The following is an 18,154-nucleotide window of genomic DNA, read 5'->3' on the forward strand; positions in this document are numbered from 1 at the left end:
GTCTAAGCCGCCTTCCGTTGGACCGAATGTGCACGAACGGCCGAGGTGAGAGTGGACGCAGTACTGCCGGCCGCGACACCGTCGAGGACCAGATGCTCGGCACCGAGATGCGTCGCCAGCGTCGCCGCCAGCCCCAGCCGCACCACACCGGTTTCGCAATCGACGACGACGGCGCCGCCGCGGGCCCGATGCAGCTCGCGCGCCAGCATGCCCGCCGCGGCCCGAGATCGCTGGACCGCGTCCTCTCCCGACGTGGCGCGCCCGTCGGTGACGACGACCACGAGTGGGCGCCGACGGGGATCGCGTACGCCTTCGAGGCTGACCACCCGCGCTGCCTCGGTCAGCCCTTCGGCCAGGGGCGTGCGCCCGCCCGTCGGCAGGGACTCCAAGCGGGATGCGGCGGCTTCCACACTGGTGGTGGGTGGGAGGGCCAGGGTGGCTTCGCCGGCGCGGAAGAGCACCAGCCCTACTTTGTCCCGGCGCTGGTAGGCGTCGAGCAGCAGGGAAATCACTGCGGTTTTGACCTCGCGCATCCGCTGCCTCGCGCCCATCGAGCCGGAGGCGTCGACGCAGAAGAGCACCAGATTTCCTTCGCGGCCCTCCCGGACGGCCAGGCGCAGGTCTTCACGGCGCAGCTGCACGATGGTGCTCGAAGGCCTCTGCCGGGAATCGGCGCGTTCGTCGCTCGCCGCCAGGGCCTTGCGGGCTGGTTGGTGAGCAGCGGCTGCGCTCAGCGTCGCGAACAGGTGGATCCCGCCGGTTTCCTGCTCGACCGGACGTCTGGAACCGACTGTGCGGCCGTTGGGTGTGATCGCTCGGGAACGGCGTCCCTCGGCGCCGGAGCCATGTCCGGGAACGGTCAGCAGGCGCGCGCGAAAGGGCTTCTCGGCCGCCTGGACGTCACCGCCGGGAATGCTCCCCGGGATGCCGGAGCGTTGCGGTTCGGCATCCGCTGTGGCCTCGGACTGGGGCGAGGTTTCGCCGGGTCGGCCCGGATGACCAGGCTGGTCGCCGTGCTCCTGGCGGTCAGGGCCATCTCCAAGGTCGCTGTTCTCGCGGCCAGGGCCACCGGGATCGTCCGGCCCTGGATCGTCCGGCCCTGGATCGTCCGGGTTCGAGTCGTCTGGGCCGGGATCATCCGGATCGTCCGGTGCGGCATCGCGTAGAGCCTGGTCGAGTTGCTCGTCATCGATGCCGGGAGCATCGAAGGGGTTACGCCGGCGCCGGTGTGGCAGCGCGAGGCGCGCCGCGGCTCGCACATCCTCGGTCTCGACGACGGTCCGGCCGGACCATGCCGCATGTGCGATCGCCGTCTGCGCCGTGACCAGGTCGGCCCGCAGCCCGTCGACCTCGAAGGCGGCACACACCTCGGTGATCTGGCGCAGGGCGGCATCGGTCAGCACAACATCGGGGAGCCGTTGCTGGGCGGCGGCGATGCGCTGAGACAGCCGGCGCTCGTCGTCGGCGTACCTGGCGGCGAAGCCGTCGGGGTCAGCTTCGTAGGCCAGCCGCGCACGGACCACATCCGCCCGTAACGCAGGGTCGCGGGTCGCGGCTACCTCCACGGTCAGGCCGAACCGGTCCAGCAACTGCGGCCGAAGTTCGCCTTCCTCCGGGTTCATCGTGCCGACCATCACGAACCGGGCGGCGTGCGAAACCGATACGTTCTCCCGCTCTACTTTGGCGCGGCCCATAGCCGCGGCATCCAGAAGGACGTCGACCAGGTGATCGTGCAGCAGGTTGACCTCGTCCACATAGAGCACGCCCCGGTTGGCGCCGGCGAGTAGACCGGGCTCGTAGGCGGTCACCCCCTCGGTCAGGGCACGTTCCAGGTGGATGGAACCGAGCACCCGGTCTTCCGAGGCCCCTACTGGCAGTTCGACCAACCGTGCGGGCCGGTTGAGCGTGTCCGCGGCGTCGGTGTGCGGGCCGTCCGGGCAGTCCGGGTCCGGGTCTTTCGGAGCGCACGAGAACCGGCACCCAGCCACGGCATCGACCGGTGGCAACAGGCTCGCGAGCGCGCGCACCATGGTGGACTTCGCGGTGCCTTTCTCACCGCGGACGAGCACGCCGCCGGTGGCCGGCGACACCGCCGACAGCACGAGCGCGAGTCGCAGATCGTCCATGCCGACGATCGCGGTGAACGGGTAGCCGGAACTCATATGCCCTCCGGGGTAGAAGCCGTAGGTGGTGTTTCTGATGGACCGTTGTTCCCGTGGCGCAACGGGCGCGCTGTGCGCAACTCGTCGACGACCTGTCCTTCACACAGATGGTCGTCCACGATTCGCTGAACCGCATCCGGGTCGAGATTGGTGTACCAGACGTCCTCGGGATGGACGACGACGATCGGACCGAGATTGCACGGCACCAGGCAACTCGTCTGAGTCACCAACACCGCGTCGTCGTCCTGCTCGCGGGAACGCAACGCCGTGGCCAATGCCTTCGCGACTCCGGCACTGCCGTGGGCCGAACACCGAGGACCTCGGCACACAAGAACATGCCGGCGATGCGCGGTGATCTCGGACCAGTTCGGGCTGCGGAAGGCGTCCGGCGACTCCGTCACCGGACGCGATGGCCCCGAGGCCGCCGCGGCCAGGGCCGCCACCATCTCGGCAGCCTCACTCACTCCGGCGCCGAACCGCACCCGCATCTGCTCGCCCGGATCCTGCGCACCCGGCTCCATGTCTGTGGTCGCGCTCGGCTCCATCCAATGGGCGACCGCCTTCCGTGCCCACGTCTCGAGATAACGGTCCCGGGGAACTTGGGCCGGCAGCACCACGACATCGCTCGCGCCGTCGGCCCGGCACTCGTCGAGGGCGCTGTGGATCGAACGTTCGCCATGGTCGAGCAGCGCTGGTCGCACCGACATGTCCAGATGGTGACTCAGGCGGGTGGCCAGATCGGCGAGTGTCTGTTCAGCCGTCGGAGCGCCTAGCGCCCGCCCGACCAGGACGATCTGGCGGCTCACGCGATCACCCCCTGACGGGCTGCTTGTCGTGCTCTGCGTGCCGCGCTGTCCGCGGGTTCGGGTGGGTGGAACGTCAGCAGCGGACGGCCGGTTCGCGGGTGTGTGCCGATGTCGGCCTCGACGTCGTAGACCTCGCGCAGGAGTTGCGGCGTAAGTACGTCATGTGGAGCGCCGCTGGCGACGACGCGGCCCCGTTGCAGGACCACGAGGTGGTCGCAGAACATCGCCGCCAGGTTGAGGTCGTGTAAGGCAGCGATCGTGGTCAGCCCGGCATGGCGCACGAGCGCCAGCAGCGAGAGAGCGTGGGCGATGTCGAGGTGGTTCGTCGGTTCGTCCAGCACCAGGAGCTCGGGTTGCTGGGTGAGTGCGCGGGCCAGATGGACACGCTGCTGCTCGCCCCCGGACAAAGTAGCCCATTTGCGGGTCGCGAACTCCACCATGTCGACTTGCTGAAGCGCATCGAGTGCCAGCGCCCGGTCCTGCTCGGAGTCGCCCTGCAACGCGGAGCGGTAGGGAGTGCGCCCGAGCAGTACGACGTCCAGGACCGTCACGTCGAGATCGGTGCCGGCGTGCTGCTGAACAACGGCCAATTGCCGGGCCAGGTCACGGCGGCGGAGGGTCGCAAGGTCAGTGCCGCCGAGGTGGACAACGCCCCGGTCCGGTTTCGACAGCCGGGCGATGGCACGCAGCAAGGTGGTTTTCCCGGATCCGTTGGGTCCGAGCAAACCGGTGATCTCGCCCCGGCCGCCGTGCATGTGGATGCCGTCGACGATGACGGTTCCTTTGACGGACCAGCTCAGGTCGCGAGCGGTCAGCCCATCGGCAGCTGCTGCGGTCACGGTTGTGTCGCTCATCCCCGCACCTGCCTCTTGCGCAGAACCCAGATGAAGGCGGGCACCCCGATGATGGCGGTGACGACACCGACGGGGAGTTCGCGTGGGTCGAAGATTGTGCGAGCCATGGTGTCGACCCAGAGCAGGAACACACCACCGAGCAAGGCGGAGAGTGGGAGAACCAGGCGGTGATCCGGACCCACGAGGAATCGGACGGCATGCGGCAGGAGTAGGCCGACGAAGCCGATCGAGCCGCTGACAGAGACCAGCACGCCGGTCAGCAGTGCGCAGGCGACGAGCAGTGTCCAGCGGATCCGGTTGACGTCGATACCCAGGGACGCCGCCGCGTCGTCGCCGAAGGCGAACGCATTCAGGGTACGGGCATGCCACAAGCAGAGCATGAGTGCCGCAACGAACACCACGGAAGCGATCTGCAGCGACGACCACCGGGAAGCGGCCAGCGAGCCGGAAAGCCAGAACTGGACATCCTGAGTTGCGTGCGGATCAGCCACCCAGAGGATGACGAACGAGGTGAGCGCGCTGCACAGGGCACCGATGGCGACCCCAGCCAGGATCATCCGGACTGGGGTGAGCACGCCTGAACTCTGTCCGATCAGCAGAACCAGCACGAATGCGCCCAACGCGCCGCCGAACGCGCCGAGCGACACTCCGAACAACCCACTGCCGAAGCCGGCCACGATGACGAGGACAGCGCCGAACGACGCGCCGGATGAGATCCCGAGCAGGTACGGGTCGGCCATGGGGTTGCGGGTGAGGGTCTGCATGATCGCACCGACAACGGCGAGCCCGGCGCCGATCAGAGCCGCGCTCAAAGTCCTCGGCAACCGCATGTTCCAGATGACGTCGGCGCGGATGTCGGACGGATGCTGAGCGCCGAGCCCGAAAGCCTCCACCTGCAGGAACGACACGCCGAGCCGATCGGTGAGTACGGTCCATACCTCACGGACCGAGATGCCGGCCTGGCCGAGCGTCACGGCGACCAGAACCGAGCCGACCAGCGCTGCCACCGACACCGCGACGATCACACCGTTCCCGACGCTGCGGCCCCGGGATGCGGCCGGCTGTTGTGACGGTCGTCCCTTGATGGATGGCTCAGCGCCGCGGCCTTCCGTGGCTTCCGGCGCCGGAGCCGCGCTCATCGTCCGGCGGCCGATTCCCGGGCGGCGTCGGCCAGCGTCCCCACCGTGGTCACGGTCTGGATACCGGGGGTGGTGGCGGCAAACGGCAGCGTCACTATCGCCTCGTCTTGCACGGCGCGGAGCTGGCTCAGCGTCGGGTCCGAATGCAGGAAGTCGAGTTTGGTGTCGATGTCGCCGTCACCGAAGTCGGCGATGACGATCAGGTCCGGATCGCGCTCGATGACCTGTTCCCAGCTGGTGTCCGCCCAGTGGCCGCCCAGATCGTCGAAGATGTTCTCGAATCCGAGTGTCTCGATGATCATGGCTGGTGCGCCGCAGCATGCACCGGCGAACGGTGCGTCGGTGTTCATGTCCCACCAGAACACCGACTGCCGGGGGAGTTCCCCGATCGATTCGAGGGTGTCTTCCAGCTGTTGCCGCTGCTCGGTGACCAAGTCCGCGGCCGCGTCTTCGACGCCGAAGACGGCACCTATCTGCTCGATCTCGAACCAGATGTCCTCGATGTCCATCGCTTCGTCGTCTGGTTCGTTCTCGCAGCGCCCCACCGAGAGGTACGTCGGGATGCCGAGCTCGGTGAAGTTGTCCCGGCTGCCCAGGGCATCGTCCCGGTATGCGCTGGGGTAGGACGCGTAGACGAAGTCCGGTTCGAGGTCGAGCAAGGCCTCGAGACTCGGGTAGTCGCGGTCTACGAGAATCTCTACGGCGGCGAAATCGTCAGCTACCTGCGGCGCGACGTACTCGTCGGGCTCGCCGGCCACGGCCGCGATCCGGTCCTTGAGGCCCAGCGCCAGCAGGATCTCGGTGACCGGTTTGTTCAAGGTCACTGCTCGTTCCGGCGGGTTGTCGACCGTGACGTCGATGCCGCAGTTCTCGATGGTGAGGGGACCGTCGTCCGCGGCGGCCGGGGGATTCTCCGCGGTGGCGGTGGGCGCGGCGCCGTCGTCGCCGCCGCACGCGGCGAGGAGCAGAAGACTGATGGCGCCACCGGTCGCGATACCGAGCTTGCTGGACCGCCTCATCGGATGGCCTCCAATCCGTCAACGAGATCCAGAACCGCGCTGACGTTTCGAATCCCGGGTGTTGTCGCGGAGAAGGGGATCACGACGAACCGCTCCTCCTGGACGGCGGGCAGTGCTTCTACCGCCGGCGTCGACTCGATCGCGGCACGTTTGTCGTCGGCTGTGCTCCAGTCCGCGTCCACCAGGACGATCACGTCCGGCTCCCGTTCGACGACTTGCTCCCAGCTGACCTCGGCCCAGGACCCGGACTCGTCGGGGAAAGCGTTCTCGACCCCGGCCGCATCCATGATCATGCCGGGAGCCCCGCAGCACACCCCGACGCTGGGCGCGTCGAAGCCGTTGTCCCACCACATGACCGTGATGTCCGACACGTCGCCTACTGCGCCGAGCGCGGCTTCCAGGTCTGCACGCTGGGCCTCGACCAGCTCCTGGGCGGCTTGGCCGGCACCGAACAATGCTCCGACGTCGTGGATCTCCTGCCAGACCGTCTCGATACTCAAGGGCTCGTCGCCCGGCCGGTCGGGACAGGCGCTGGGCGAGAGATAGCTGGTGACGCCGAGCTGGGCCAGCTCCGATCGCTCACCCCCGTTCTCCGGCTGAAAAGTGCTGGGATAGGACGCGTACACGATGTCCGGCTCCGCATCGAGCAGCCGCTCGGCTGACGGATAGGAGTCCGCCAGCACCGGGATCTCGCCGTACGCGGCGGCGAGCTCAGGAAGGATCTCGTCGTCCATGTATGCCGTACCGGCCATCCGGTCCTGTAGTCCGAGGGCGAGCATCACCTCGGTGGCGGCCTGGTTCATGGTGACCGCCCGCTCGGGCGGATCTTGGACGGCTACGCTGAGGCCGCAATTCTCGAGGGCCGACGGCGATTCGCCGGCTGCGTCGTTGATGTCGGCGGGCTCGGCGGCATCCTCGGTGCCGTTGGTGCCGGGTGCGGACCCGTCCGCCGAATCATCATCACTGCCGCAGGCGGTCAGTAGCAGTGCGCTGAGAGCGACGCCGGAGAGTATTGAGGCCGGGGATCGACGCCTAGCGCGTCGGGTTGATGCGGACAGGTACGTGCTTACGGCCATGGGGACCGCCTTCCATCACCTCGTGGAATCTGGCTTCCTATGCCGTGGCCGGTCTCCTGGCTGACGGGATGACGCCGTCCGGCCTACCTTCCCAGGCAGCAAGCTGCCCAGTGGCTCCCCACGAGGGGACGGCCGGGGACTACCCGATCACAGTGGCGAGGGCCGCGCCGGTACTTCACCGGCTTCCCGAACACCACGGCGGGTCTACCCTACCGCGCGCCAGTGGGATGGAAGATGCCGTCCCCGCCCGCGAAGGGCTCCTTCGTCGCCCTTCGATGCCCGTCCGCACCCTGGACGGCATCTTCCATCCCACCGGCGCGCTCCGCCGGTACCTCCGTGCCAGGCGGTCGTCCGGTGGTGCACCGGAGCTAGGACGCAGGATCGCTTTTGCGGGTCGCGGCGGCGAAGCTCAGAGCCAGGTGCGGATGCCCGGCCCAGTGCACATGCAGGTACGACGCGTGCAGCAGCGGCCCGGCGAACCCGTCGCTGGACGACGCCCATTGCCACGCCGGCTGTGGGCCATGGCCAGGCGTCACCTGGGTCCGGTGGAATTCGTGCGCGGTGACCTGTTCGCCATCGCGGGCGAGCAGATTGTCGCCGACCGCCGTCGCCGTCCGGTAGCCGAGCGTACGGCGTCCGGTCATCCGCGCCGTGGCGTCCAGAACCCCGGTCATCGGCAAATCGTCCAGCTCACGGCACAGGTACGTCAGACCAGCGCACTCGGCGACGATCGGCACCGCCCCGGCGAGTTCAGCCACCGCATTGCGCAGCGGCGCGTTCGCACTCAACGCTTCGGCATGCACTTCGGGAAACCCGCCACCGAAGTACAAGCCGGCACAGCCGTCGGGCAGGGCCTCGTCGGTCAGCGGGTCGATATCGACGACGTCCACGCCGGCGGCTTCGAGCAGTTCGACGTTCTCCCGGTACCGGAACGTGAACGCCCGCCCACCCGCCGCGGCGACGACAGGCCGTGCCGAGTCCTGAGTCGTGAGGTGGGGGGGCTTGATGCCATCCTCGCCCGCGAAAGGCTCGTCCCTCGCCTTTCGATGCCCATCCGCACCATGGATGGCATCAAGTCCCCCCACCTCACGGCCGGTGCCGATGGCGAGTCGCAGGGCGTCAGCCGGGTTCCAGGCCGCAGCGGTGAGGTCTGGTGCGGCGCGAGCCACCCGCACGACGGCATCGAGGTCGAGGCCGGTGGTGATCCACGAGCGCAGCGCGTCCAGGACGGCGGCGGACTCCGCGTGGCGCTCATCAGCGGGCACGAGGCCGAGGTGCCGGCTCGGCACCTCGACGTGCTCGGAACGGTGCAGGGCACCCAGGACCGGCACGCCGATGCCGTCCAGGGCGGAGCGCAGTTCAGCCTCATGTCGCGGTGACCCGATCTTGTTCAGGATCACTCCGGCGAGTGTGACCTGGGGGTCGTATGTGGCGAACCCGTGCACCATCGCGGCGACGCTGCGGCCGGCCGCACTGGCATCGACCACCAGGATCACCGGCGTAGCCGTCAGCCTGGCGACGTGCGCGGTCGAGGCGAAACCGGCTGTGCCCAGCGCGCCGTCGAACAGTCCCATGACACCTTCGATGACCGCGATGTCGGCGTTGCGTGCGCCGGTCGTGGCGCCGTGGCGCAGCAGCGGGACGATCCGGTGCTCACCCTGCAGGTGCGGGTCGAGGTTACGACCTGGCCGGCCGGTGGCCAGCGCGTGATAGCTCGGATCTATGTAGTCAGGGCCGACTTTGTGGCCGGACACCGTGTGACCACGTCCGGCGAGCGCCGCCATGAGGCCGGTGGCGACCGTCGTCTTCCCGTGGCCGGACGCGGGCGCGGCGATGACCATCCGGGGAAGGGCGAGCGTGCCGGACGGCGTGGGGTCATCAACCTTTTGCATGGTCTCCTCCTTCCGCTCGGTTGGCCGGCGGCATCGTCTCACGCTCGGCTGGGCTACGGTGAAAAGCGTGAACCAACCGCCTGCCGCCGCCTCACCTGCCATGATCACCGTTGTCGGCATCGGTGCGGACGGGCTGAGCGGGCTGAGCGAGCAGGCGAGAGAGGCCGTAGCCGAGGCCGACGTGTTGATCGGGGGACAACGCCACCTGGATCTGGTGCCCCTCGACGGTGTGACAAAACTCTCCTGGCCGTCGCCGTTCCGTCCCGGCCTGCAGCGGCTGTTCGACGAACATCGCGGACGCAAGATCACGGTGCTCGCGAGTGGCGACCCGATGGTCAGTGGCGTCGGGAGCATCCTGGCGAAACTCTTCGGGATGGACGCGGTGCGCATCTTGCCGACGGTGTCGTCGGTGTCGCTGGCCCGGGCCCGGCTCGGGTGGTCCAGCCACGGCGTCGACGTGGTCAGGCTGGTTGACGAAAACGCCGATCGGGTCGCCCGGTTCTTGACCCCGCGGCGGCGGTTGCTGGTGCTCAGCGCGGACGCGTCCACGCCGGGTGTGGTGGCCGAAGCGCTCACGGAACGAGGCTACGGCCCGAGCCGGATGATCGTGCTGGAGAACCTCGGCGGTCCCGGCGAGCGACGCTTCGACGGCGTGGCCCGCGAGTGGAACCACCCACCTGGCGCAGCGCTGAACGTGGTCGCCGTCGAGTGTGAATCCGATCACGGCACCGTGCCGTTGCCCACCGTGCCCGGGCTGCCCGACGAGGCTTTCGAGCACGACAGGCAGCTGACCAAACGCGACCTACGCGCCAGCTGTCTGGCCAGGCTGATGCCGGTTCCGGGACACCATCTGTGGGATGTCGGAGCGGGCTCGGGCAGCGTGGCGATCGAATGGATGCGGGCACATCCGGACAACTCCGCCGCCGCCATTGAAGCCGACCCGGAACGAGCCGAGCGGATCGGCCGGAACGCGCGCCGCCTGGGTGTTCCGGACCTCTTCGTTGTTCAAGGACGAGCACCGAAGGCTTTACGAGATCTCCAGCCGCCGGATGCCGTGTTCCTCGGCGGAGGCGTCAGCACACCCGGGTTGATCGAGACGTGTGTGAAGGCGCTGCGTCCCGGCGGGCGGCTGGTGGCGCACGCGGTGACGCTGGAAGCTGAGGCCGTGCTCGGCACCGCCTACGCAGCTCACGGCGGTGAGCTGAACCGGCACTCGGTCGAGCATGCGGCCCCTCTCGGTCGGTATACCGGCTGGCAGCCGGCCCGGACGCTGACCCAGTGGCATTTCATCAAGGAGGAATAGTTGACCGTCTACTTCATTGGTGCCGGCCCCGGAGCGGCTGACCTGATCACCGTTCGTGGCCAGGGGTTGCTCGCTCGCTGCCAGGTGTGCCTGTACCCGGGGAGCCTCACGCCCACCGAGCTGCTCGCGCATTGTCCCGACGACGCTCTGCTGGTGGACACGGCCGACCGCACCCTCGATCAGATCATCGACGAGATGGTCGCCGCGCACGGCCGAGGCCATGACGTGGCCCGCCTCTGCTCCGGCGACCCGTCGATCTACAGCGCTGTTGCCGAACAGATGCGCCGTCTTGATGCCGCTGGGGTCCCCTATGAGGTGGTACCAGGGGTGCCGGCGTTCGCCGCAGCCGCTGCGGTGCTGGGCCGCGAGCTCACGGTTCCGACGGTGGGCCAGAGCGTCGTCCTCACCCGCACCCAGGCCAGGTCCACGTCCATGCCCGACGGCGAAAGTCTGGCCACGTTCGGCGCCAGCGGCGCGACCCTCGCTCTGCATCTGGCCGCGAACCGGATCGAGCAGGTGGTCGACGAGCTTCTGCCCCACTACGGTGCCGAGTGCCCCGCGGCGGCCGTGGCTCATGCGAGTCAGCCGGGCGAGCAGGTGGTGCGCGGCACTCTCGGCACCATCGCTGGTCAAGTGCGTGATGCCGGTATCAACCGGGCGGCGATGATCTTCGTCGGCCGGGTGCTGGCGGCAGAGAATTTCCCGGACAGTTTTCTCTACTCGGCGGGCCGGGACCGATCGAAGCAGCCCGCATCGCTGTGAGCCCGGTGGACGTCCGTTATGAGAGGTTCGGCGGGGAGACTCTTCCTCCGCGGAACCTCTCAGCTGCGGCCGACGATGGTGCCGGAGCGGTTCACGACCACGACGTCCGTGCTCACGGGGGCACCGCGCAGCACGTCGTCGGCGGCCTGCCTAGCCCGCTCCGCAACCATCGCCCCCAGGTCCAGGCCGGTGTCCTGCGCCATCTCGAGGGCGTGGATCGCGGTGTTCGCCTCGACGATCCGGCCGGCCAGCTCCGGGTGACCGGCGTCGGCCGCCATCCGCGCGAGCAGCCCGAAGTCCACCTGCGAGCGCTTGGAATGCAGGTCGAGGAAGCCCGCGGCCAGCTTCGACATCTTGGCGAAACCGCCGGCGATGGTGAGTCGCGCAACCGGGTGCCGGCGCAGGTACTTCAGCACCGCACCGGCGAAGTCACCCATGTCCAGCAGCGCGCTGTCCGGCAGGTTGTACATCTGCTGCACGACCCGCTCAGAGGTGCTGCCGACGGCGGCCGCGACGTGCTGATGCCCCATGGCGCGCGCGACGTCCACGCCACGCCGGATGCTGTCGATCCACGCCGAACAGGAGTACGGCACCACGACTCCGGTGGTGCCGAGCACGGAAAGCCCGCCGACAATTCCGAGCCGGGGATTCCATGTGTGCCGGGCCATCTCCTCGCCACCCGGAATCGATATCTCGACGGCCACGTCACTGCTGCCGCCGTGGGTACGCGCGACCCGCTCGACCGCCTCCGTCATCATCTGGCGGGGGATCGGATTGATAGCCGGCTCGCCGATCGGCAGCGGAAGCCCGGGCCGGGTGATGGTCCCGACGCCGTGACCGGCCCGGAAGGTCACGCCGCTGCCGGGTTCGCCGGCTCGCACCGTGGACACGATCAGCGCGCCGTGGGTGACATCGGGATCGTCGCCGGCGTCTTTGACCACGCCCGCGCTGGCGCCGTCGTCGTTGAGATTCTCCGTGGCCAGCGCGAAACTCGGCCGCTTGCCTTTGGGCAGCGGCACCTCGACCGGATCGGGAAACTCGCCGGTCAGCAGCGCGGTGTAGGCAGCCGTGGTGGCCGCGGTGGCGCAGGCTCCGGTGGTCCAGCCATAGCGCAGCCCTTCGCTGGTCCGTTCCGTCGTCATCGTGCCCCCGTCAATGCCGTCAGGCAGCTTCTCCAAGCCCACCACACGATGGAGTGGTTCCATGTGCCGGAGCTTCTGAGGAGTATGCCGTGAACGGGGTGGGTGGCGCGTCCGGTGGTCCGGTTCTGGTGCTCGGTGGCACCACTGAGGGCCGGGAAGTAGCGGCCGAACTAGTGGTCCTGGGCATCCGGGTCGTTTCTTCATTGGCCGGCCGGGTGTCCAAGCCGCGGATGCCGGAGGGTGAGGTCCGGGTGGGCGGGTTCGGTGGTGTCGACGGCCTGGCCGAATGGCTGCGTGCCGAACGTGCCGTCGGCCTCATCGATGCGACTCATCCGTTCGCCGAGCGGATCAGCGCATCGGCCGTGGCGGCAGCTAAGCAGGTTGGGGTGCCTCACCTGCGGCTGGAACGGCCCGGCTGGAAGGAAGGACCGGGGGATATCTGGCGCTGGGCCGATTCGGTCGAACACGCCGCGCAGATCGTGTCCGGGCTGGGCGAGCGTGTTTTCCTGACGACGGGCCGGCAAGGGCTGGCGGCCTTCGCCGATCTCACCGAGCAGTGGTTTCTCATCCGCTGCGTGGACATGCCGGCGCCGCCGATGCCCCCACACGCCGTGGTGCTCCTCGACCGGGGGCCTTACACGGTCGACGGAGAGCTGACACTGATGCGCCGCAATCGCATCGATGTGCTGGTCACGAAGGACAGCGGCGGGACGATGACCACGGCGAAGCTGACGGCCGCCCGCCACCTCGGGCGCCCGGTTGTCGTCGTGCGACGTCCTCCGCGCCCCGACGTCCACACGGTGACGACGCCGGCCGAGGCCGTGCGTTGGGCCCTCGCCCTCTTCCCCCGTTGATCATGGGCAGATGGCACCTTTTGGGCCTCGAAAACACGGCAGCCGCCCATGATCAACGGGGGTATGGCCACAAATGATCAACGCTGGTACCGACAGAAATAGATGAACGAGGAGACGACACGTGACAACACCCGGGATCGAGCCGGACCTGGAAGCGTTCTACACCGTGATCCAGCGCCGACGCGACGTGCGGGGCGAGTTCAACGGCGAACCCATCCCAGCCGACGTGCTGGAACGTGTTCTCGGTGCGGCGCACTCCGCCCCCAGCGTCGGGCTCAGCCAGCCGTGGGATTTCGTGCTCGTCGAAGACGAGACCACCCGCAAGACGTTCCGCGAGCATGTGTTGACCGAACGCGAGGTGTTCGCGGAGACGTTGAACTCGGAACAGGGCGGCGCATTCAGCAAGATCAAGATCGAGGGCATCATGGAGTCCAGCCTGGGCGTCGTGGTCACCTACGATCCAGGCCGCGGCTCCCCTGCAGTGCTGGGCCGGCATGCCATCGCCGACGCCGGGCTGTACTCGGTGTGCCTCGCCATTCAGAATCTGTGGCTGGCGGCAACCGCTGAAGACCTGGGTGTGGGATGGGTCAGTTTCTACCGCGAGCCGTTCCTCGCCTCGCTGATCGGTCTGCCGGAAGGCATCCGCCCGGTGGCCTGGCTCTGCGTGGGGCCGGTGACCGAACTCGCCACTGTCCCCGACCTCGAACGACACGGCTGGCGCAAGCGGCGCCCACTCGCCGAGGCGGTTCACCGGGAGCGTTACGGAACGACGCCCTGACCCACTTCAATACCGCGCGGTGGTGTTATCGGCCGTCGAGTGGCCGTTTCGCGCCCTGGCGGTATTGAAGTCGGGTTTGGTTCCTGACGGCGCCTACCCAGGGATGGCGGCGACCAGGCCGCCATCGATGATCAGGTCCTGTCCGTTGATATACGACGCTTCGTCGGAGGCGAGGAACGCCACGGCGTCGGCCACGTCGTCGGAGGTGCCGAACCGGCCGGCGGCCACCTGGGCGATCACGGACGCATGTTCTTCGGGCGGGATCGCGTCGTGGAACATCGGGGTCTCGATGTAGCCGGGGCTCACGGAGTTGACGCGTATGCCCTTGGGGCCGAGCTCGGCCGCGAGGGTATGCGCGAGATTGTGCACCGCTGCTTTGGTTGCCGCGTAAAGGGAAGCCCCGGGTAGCCCTCGGTGCAGGGTCCACGAGGCGTTGATCACAATCGCGGCGTGTGGGGATAGGAGCGGCAGTGTCTTCTGGATGGTGAAGAACGCACCCTTGAAGTTGATGTCTACGACGCGGTCGAACTCAGCCTCGGTGACGGCGCCGTTGGGCTGGAAGGAAGCGACGCCGGCATTGGCGAAGACCACGTCCAGCCGCCCGAATCGACGCCGGATCGTCTCCGTCAGCGAATCGAGATCGGCGAGGCTCACTACGTCGCCGCGTATCGCGAGGACGTGGTCCCCGGAGTCCAGCTCCTCGACCGCGGCGTCGAGGCGAGTTTTGTCTCGGCCGGTGATGACCACCTGTGCGCCCTCCGCCAGGAGCCGTCGCGCGGTCGCGAGACCCATGCCGCTCGTGCCGCCGGTGATGAGCGCGATCTTGTCGTCGAATCTGTAGTCACGTGGTGTCATAGCGCCCAGCGTGTCAGCGGGTGCGGGACACAAACAGTGCGTGTTTATCCTGGTGGTTATACCACCACGCTCGGCGGATGATCAGGCCGGAGTGGCGAACCGGGCCCGCACCAGGCGGTCGAGCCGATCCCCAGTACCGGTGCCGGGTTGCGGGTTGTACAGCACCAGGTGCCAGTCCGGGTGATCGGCCACCGTGAGGGTGGTGGTGTCGAAGAGGAGGTCGCCGGCTTCGGGATGGTGCACGGCTTTCACGGCCTGGGCAGGAACACCGACGTCATGGCGGGCCCAGAGCTCGGTGAACTCGGGGCTGATGGCGCTGAGATCCTCGATGACCCGGGTGAGTTCGGGATCGTCGGGTGCGTGCGCCGCGTCGGCCCGGAAGGCCGCGACGACGGCCGGCGCGACGGTCGTCCACTGGACATGCATGCCGCGATAGCGGGCATTCGTGAAGAACGCGATCAAGCAGTTGTGGTCCGTGTCGCCGAAACCGAACACTGTCCGCGCGGCATCATTGACCGCGAGCAGGTTCCAATACCGGTCCCGCAGCACCGCGGGCCGCGGCGTCCACGCGTCGAGCAGATTCCGCAGCTGCTGGCTCACAGCTGCCTCACGTGATCCGGCTGCCTGCGGACGGTTGTGACCGGCGAGCAGGTACAGGTGTGCACGCTCTGGTTCGCTCAGGCGCAGTACTCTGCTGATGGCGTCGAGCACGTCGGCCGACACGGTGATGTCGCGGCCCTGCTCGAGCCAGGTGTACCAGGACACGCCCACGCCGGCGAGCACCGCGACCTCTTCGCGCCGCAGGCCTGGTGTCCGCCGCCTGCCCACTGCCGCCATTCCGACGTCGCCGGGGGTCAGCCGTGCCCGGCGATTGCGCAGAAAGTCACTGAGCTGCTCGCGCCGCGTCACGGCAGAGGCTTCGCTGGTCATAGTTCACGGTAACAACGACGCGTCGGCATCAATCGGTCGTCTTGCCGAGTCCCGCCAGAGAGGTCGGCCGGACGGCTTGGTTACGAGCGGGCTGGGACGGTGGGAACTTCGTCATCAGGACCTGTCTCGCTCATATCGGTCGACAGGGCGTCGACCAGCGCATCGGAGTCGGCATCGTGCCACGGCTTGAGCACGCCAATCAGGACGTAGACGATGATCGACACGACGACGGGTCCGCCCACTTGCGCCGCCGTCATCTGGTCCGGTGCCAACCGCTCGATCTGACCGTCGAAGATGTACCGGGTGAGGACGAAGACCACCAGGCCGGCAGCCCAGGAGCTGATCGCGGCGACCGGACCACACCGCTTGAAGGTGGGAAGCAGGCCCAGGAGCATCGGAATGGCGATCGGGCCCACCAGCCCGCCGAACCAGAGGATGATCAGGCCGATGACGCCGCCGAAGTTCTCCGCGGTCAAGGCGATCACCAGGCTGACGGAGATGAATGTGAAGACGGTGATGCGTCCTACCGTCAACTCGGTCCTCACGTCTATGCCTCGCATCCGCCGCCAGACCGTCGGCAGAATGTCGCGGGTGACTACGGCGGATACGGCGTTGGCGTCCGAGCCGCTCATCGCCATCGTGTGCGCGAAGAGCCCAGCGAGCACCAGCCCGACCAGGCCGGCTGGGAGCAGCTCCTGGGTGAGCAGCGCGTAGGACTGCTCGGTGTTCTCGAGGTTCGGAAGGATCAGCGGGGCAGCCCACATGGGGAAGAACATGACCAGCGGCCACACCATGTACAGCAGGGCGGAAAGCCCTGCCGCACGGCGGGCGGCGCTGCCGTTGGGCGCGGCGACGAACCGCTGAGCCAGATTCCATGTGCCGCCGTTGTACGAGACGGTGTAGATGAGGAAATACACCATGACGAACAGAAGGGTGTACTGGCCGGAGAATAGCGAGGAGTTGCCCGCGGGAAGGTCGTCCCACATCGTCCAAATGGATTCGACGCCATTGAGGGTTGCGAGCACAGTGACGAACATGACGATGCCGGCGACGAACTGGATGAGGAATTGCCCCAGGTCGGTGAGGGCGTCGGCCCAAAGTCCACCGATCGTCGAGTAGACGAGGGTGACGCCGCCGGTGAGAAGGATGCCGATCGGGAGGGGCACGCCGGCGAAGACCTCGAGCAGCACGGCGGTAGCAACCCACTTTGCGCCGACGTCGAAGACCTTGAGCGCGGTGCCGCTCCAGGCGAGGAGTTGCTGGGTCGCAACCCCGTAGCGCACCCGCAGGTATTCCAGTGGTGAGATGATGCCGAGCTGCTGGCGCAGCCGTGGCCACCGTGGCGCGAAGATGAACATGCCGACCGTCATCGCGAAGGTGATCCCGAGCGCCCACCACACATACAGCACCAGCCCTTCGTCATAGGCGATGGCGGCATAACCGACGAAGACCGCGGCGCTGTAACCGGACATGTGGTGCGAGATGCCGGAGAGCCACCACGGCATTTTGCCGCCAGCGGTGAAGAAGTCCTCCGACGTCCGGTTGCGGGACTTCGCCCACAGGCCGATCGCCACCATGACGACGAAATATCCGCCGACCACCAACCAGTCGAGCGCGCTCATCGAGTTCCTCCACATCATGGGAAGGCGCTTGTCCTCGTTGGCAAGAGAGCTTGGCCTGCAACCGCTTGCATGTCAATACCTGCAACCGGTTGTTCTGGCCCCGTGGTGGTGCGGCCGGCCAGTTCGTCTGGCTATGAATGAGAGCGACGCGTGTCCTAGTGCAACAGCGTCAGGGCGCGCTCCAGTCGACCATGGTCAGGTGGCCGACGCGATCGAACTCGCGACCGTTGGCGGTAACGAGCGTGTATTTGTTTCTGACAGCATGGGCCGCGATGAGCAGATCGTAGGGCCCAATCGGCGTCCCTTGAGCGCTGAGCTCTGCCCGGATGTGTCCAGCTCGCGCGGCTTCGAGTTCGCCGAACTCCGCGATGTGGATCGGGCCGCTCAGGAAATCGAGGAGTCGTTCGGTATTGGTATGGACGCGGCGGCTGTTCGATACGCCGTACCAGAGTTCGAAAAGGCTGACCGACGAGAGGAAGATCTCTTCGCCGGCCTTGACGGCTGCTTGGAAGTGCTGCCGGACCGAGGCGGGCTCACCACGAATCAGCGCGATGGCCGCGTTCGTATCGATCAGTATGGTCATTCCGGCAGATCCCACGACGGTGGATCCGCGGGTGGCGCGGGCTGTTCGCGGCCGCGCGCCATGAACTCGGTGTCCAGGTGCCGATCCATAGCCGCGAACCATTGGTCGACATCGGTGACCATCGGCTCCAGGAGAACCCCACGACCCACCCGGCGCACACGTACTTCGGTGGTGTCGAAGCGAAATGCCTTTGGCAGCCGTACCGCCTGGCTGCGGCCATGCATAAAAACCTTGGCGACGGCGGAGTTCGAGCCAGCGGGCGTCTGGCGAGCCATGAGTCACCGCTCCCCTCGTGATAGATACCAAGAGTGTATACCAAGTGCCGGGAGTTGACCGGTGCTGCTGCTCATCCGGCTCGTCGGCTGAAGGCGGGATGC

General features: G+C 67.7%; 17 protein-coding genes and 1 riboswitch. Of the genes, 4 read left to right on the plus strand and 13 right to left on the minus strand.

All coding sequences use genetic code 11. From position 1 onward, the window contains the following. Positions 1-2: 2 nt before the first annotated feature. The 7 genes from F7O44_RS24815 to F7O44_RS24845 all read right to left on the minus strand — a co-directional run bounded on the left by F7O44_RS24815 (position 3) and on the right by F7O44_RS24845 (position 8,948). Positions 3-2,162: a magnesium chelatase subunit D family protein gene (locus F7O44_RS24815; protein ID WP_162453010.1), complete on the minus strand. Its 2,160-nt coding sequence runs from the start codon at positions 2,160-2,162 to the stop codon at positions 3-5. Next, on the minus strand, positions 2,159-2,968 hold the full coding sequence (locus F7O44_RS24820) for an NAD(P)H-dependent oxidoreductase subunit E (RefSeq protein ID WP_162453011.1): 810 nt from the start codon (positions 2,966-2,968) through the stop codon (positions 2,159-2,161). The genes F7O44_RS24815 and F7O44_RS24820 overlap by 4 nt, the downstream gene beginning before the upstream one ends. Further along, on the minus strand, positions 2,965-3,822 hold the full coding sequence (locus F7O44_RS24825; protein ID WP_162453012.1) for an ABC transporter ATP-binding protein: 858 nt from the start codon (positions 3,820-3,822) through the stop codon (positions 2,965-2,967). The genes F7O44_RS24820 and F7O44_RS24825 overlap by 4 nt, the downstream gene beginning before the upstream one ends. Next, on the minus strand, positions 3,819-4,961 hold the full coding sequence (locus tag F7O44_RS24830; protein WP_162453013.1) for a FecCD family ABC transporter permease: 1,143 nt from the start codon (positions 4,959-4,961) through the stop codon (positions 3,819-3,821). Before F7O44_RS24830 ends, F7O44_RS24825 begins: the two co-directional genes overlap by 4 nt. After that, positions 4,958-5,980 (minus strand): ABC transporter substrate-binding protein, encoded by a 1,023-nt coding sequence (locus tag F7O44_RS24835; RefSeq protein ID WP_162453014.1) that lies wholly within the window; start codon positions 5,978-5,980, stop codon positions 4,958-4,960. The genes F7O44_RS24830 and F7O44_RS24835 overlap by 4 nt, the downstream gene beginning before the upstream one ends. Further along, positions 5,977-7,056 carry an ABC transporter substrate-binding protein gene (locus tag F7O44_RS24840; protein WP_162453015.1) on the minus strand — a complete coding sequence of 360 codons (1,080 nt, stop codon included), beginning with the start codon at positions 7,054-7,056 and terminating at the stop codon, positions 5,977-5,979. The genes F7O44_RS24835 and F7O44_RS24840 overlap by 4 nt, the downstream gene beginning before the upstream one ends. Before the next feature lie 29 nt (positions 7,057-7,085). Further along, a riboswitch (cobalamin riboswitch) is annotated at positions 7,086-7,269 on the minus strand. 155 nt (positions 7,270-7,424) lie between these two features. Beyond that, positions 7,425-8,948, minus strand: coding sequence for a cobyrinic acid a,c-diamide synthase CobB (locus F7O44_RS24845; RefSeq protein ID WP_222851670.1), 1,524 nt, complete (start codon positions 8,946-8,948; stop codon positions 7,425-7,427). 67 nt (positions 8,949-9,015) lie between these two features. On the opposite strand from F7O44_RS24845, the gene cbiE reads away from it, so the two are divergent. Both cbiE and cobM read left to right on the plus strand, forming a co-directional pair. Continuing rightward, complete coding sequence (cbiE, locus tag F7O44_RS24850) at positions 9,016-10,251, plus strand: precorrin-6y C5,15-methyltransferase (decarboxylating) subunit CbiE (RefSeq protein WP_222851671.1); 1,236 nt, start codon at positions 9,016-9,018, stop codon at positions 10,249-10,251. Then, positions 10,252-11,013, plus strand: coding sequence for a precorrin-4 C(11)-methyltransferase (gene cobM, locus F7O44_RS24855; protein ID WP_162453017.1), 762 nt, complete (start codon positions 10,252-10,254; stop codon positions 11,011-11,013). It abuts the gene before it with no gap. Between the two features lie 59 nt (positions 11,014-11,072). Here cobM and F7O44_RS24860 read toward each other — a convergent pair whose 3' ends face one another. Next, entirely contained in the window at positions 11,073-12,155 is a 1,083-nt protein-coding gene (locus F7O44_RS24860) for a cobalt-precorrin-5B (C(1))-methyltransferase (protein WP_162453121.1), read from the minus strand. Between the two features lie 89 nt (positions 12,156-12,244). Between F7O44_RS24860 and F7O44_RS24865 the strand changes: the two genes are divergently transcribed. Beyond that, positions 12,245-13,009: a cobalt-precorrin-6A reductase gene (locus tag F7O44_RS24865; protein WP_222851673.1), complete on the plus strand. Its 765-nt coding sequence runs from the start codon at positions 12,245-12,247 to the stop codon at positions 13,007-13,009. Between the two features lie 121 nt (positions 13,010-13,130). After that, positions 13,131-13,787 (plus strand): 5,6-dimethylbenzimidazole synthase, encoded by a 657-nt coding sequence (bluB, locus tag F7O44_RS24870; RefSeq protein WP_222851674.1) that lies wholly within the window; start codon positions 13,131-13,133, stop codon positions 13,785-13,787. Positions 13,788-13,880: 93 nt separating this feature from the next. Here bluB and F7O44_RS24875 read toward each other — a convergent pair whose 3' ends face one another. The 5 genes from F7O44_RS24875 to F7O44_RS24895 all read right to left on the minus strand — a co-directional run bounded on the left by F7O44_RS24875 (position 13,881) and on the right by F7O44_RS24895 (position 18,052). Beyond that, complete coding sequence (locus F7O44_RS24875; protein ID WP_162453018.1) at positions 13,881-14,642, minus strand: glucose 1-dehydrogenase; 762 nt, start codon at positions 14,640-14,642, stop codon at positions 13,881-13,883. An 81-nt stretch (positions 14,643-14,723) separates the two neighbouring features. Continuing rightward, entirely contained in the window at positions 14,724-15,572 is an 849-nt protein-coding gene (locus tag F7O44_RS24880; protein WP_162453019.1) for a helix-turn-helix transcriptional regulator, read from the minus strand. 80 nt (positions 15,573-15,652) lie between these two features. Further along, entirely contained in the window at positions 15,653-17,194 is a 1,542-nt protein-coding gene (locus F7O44_RS24885; protein ID WP_162453020.1) for a sodium:solute symporter family protein, read from the minus strand. A 169-nt stretch (positions 17,195-17,363) separates the two neighbouring features. Next, entirely contained in the window at positions 17,364-17,777 is a 414-nt protein-coding gene (locus F7O44_RS24890) for a type II toxin-antitoxin system VapC family toxin (protein WP_162453021.1), read from the minus strand. Next, positions 17,774-18,052 carry an antitoxin gene (locus tag F7O44_RS24895; RefSeq protein ID WP_162453022.1) on the minus strand — a complete coding sequence of 93 codons (279 nt, stop codon included), beginning with the start codon at positions 18,050-18,052 and terminating at the stop codon, positions 17,774-17,776. The genes F7O44_RS24890 and F7O44_RS24895 overlap by 4 nt, the downstream gene beginning before the upstream one ends. Between the last annotated feature and the right edge of the window lie 102 nt (positions 18,053-18,154).

Source organism: Phytoactinopolyspora mesophila (genome assembly GCF_010122465.1).
GTDB lineage: Bacteria > Actinomycetota > Actinomycetes > Jiangellales > Jiangellaceae > Phytoactinopolyspora > Phytoactinopolyspora mesophila.